Genomic DNA, 1,328 nt, shown 5'->3' on the forward strand with positions numbered 1-1,328 from the left:
GCCGGCCGGCGGCCGCTCCCCCGGTTCGGGCAGGGCGGCGAGCCCGTCGTCGTGGCCGATGGCCGCCACGGTGTGCGCGAGGCGGTGTTCGTCGAGCCAGGCCTGCGCGCGTTCGCCCTCGCGACGGTCCGCGGCGTCGGCGATGAGCACGGACGACGCCACGGCGAGGTGGTGGCTCATCTGCCAGGTCGCTTTGAGCGATTCCTCGTCCGTGCGCGACACCAGGATCGCCAGGCTCGCGCATTCCAGGGCGCGACGTGTGCCCCGGCAGGCGCCGTGCGGCGCGTCCAGCAGCGTCCATCCCCCGTCGTGGCCGGCGCCGGACTCCTCGAAGGCCACCGCGTCGACCACGTCGAACGGCAACGTGCGCCCCGACCGCGCCGCCTGCGTCGCCCACGCGCACAGATGCCCGTCGGGGGCCATGTCGACCACGCGCACCGGCGCGCCGCCCGACGACAACGCCCACGCGGTGCACACCACGCTGACGGTCTTGCCCGCCCCCGAGAGCGCGGACAGGAACGCGACCGTGCGCGCCCTGCCGCCCAACGCCTCGAGGGCGCGGCTGCGCCGGTCGCCGCGTTCGCCGCGACGGTGTTCGGCCTGCACGATGCGGGCCTGGTCGATCGCCTCGGGATGCATGTCGAGCCACGCGACGAACCTGCTGCGCGACAGCTCGCCGCCGTCGGGCACGACGCCCTCGGCCTGGGCGAACCGGGCGAGCACGCGACGGCCTTTGACCGTCAGCCCGCCGAACACGCCGTATTGGTCGTCCGCGCCGATCGCTTCCGCCAGACAGGCCGAGCGGATGGGGCACATGTCGCACAGCACCTGCGCGGCGGCCGTCAACGCCCGCTGCCGGGCGGGGTCGTTGAGCCGGTCGGGGCCCCACATGTAGTCCTGGATGCGCGGATGCAGCCCCGAGCACACGCCCTTCACGACGCGCCGCCTTGCTCGCGCAGCCGGCGCAGGACGCGCGACGTGTACGCCTCCACGGCGCCGATCGCGCGCCTGCCCAACGGGCCGGCGCTCGGGTAGCCGGCCGTCACGTCCGCCAGCAGCCGGTCGATCGTCTCGTACGCGCCGCGCGCCATGAGGCGCAGCACCCCGGCCTCGCCGGGATCGCACGGCCCGTCCAGACGCGCGAGGATGCGCCGCCCGTAGCGCAGTTCGGCCGACAGCGCCGGCAGGGTCAGCCGCAGCCATACGTGCATGAGCGCGTTCATGCCGCACCTCCCCGACGTTCGCGGGCGCCGATGAACATCGATCCGCCACGGCGGGCGCGTTCGGCCGCGATCTCTTGCTGGACGCGGGCCTTCTCCCGGGCCGCC

Annotated in this window: 2 protein-coding genes; both read right to left on the minus strand. The window is 75.0% G+C overall.

Features of this window, described 5'->3' with window-relative positions; genetic code table 11:
* Positions 1 to 936: WhiB family transcriptional regulator (locus tag B1400_RS09555; protein ID WP_162288214.1), on the minus strand; the 936-nt coding region annotated here is incomplete at its 3' end.
* Positions 933 to 1,223 (minus strand): hypothetical protein, encoded by a 291-nt coding sequence (locus B1400_RS09810; protein ID WP_162288215.1) that lies wholly within the window; start codon positions 1,221 to 1,223, stop codon positions 933 to 935. The genes B1400_RS09555 and B1400_RS09810, both read right to left, overlap by 4 nt.
* Positions 1,224 to 1,328 lie beyond the last annotated feature (105 nt).

This window comes from Bifidobacterium italicum (assembly GCF_002286915.1).
Classification (GTDB): Bacteria; Actinomycetota; Actinomycetes; order Actinomycetales; family Bifidobacteriaceae; genus Bifidobacterium; species Bifidobacterium italicum.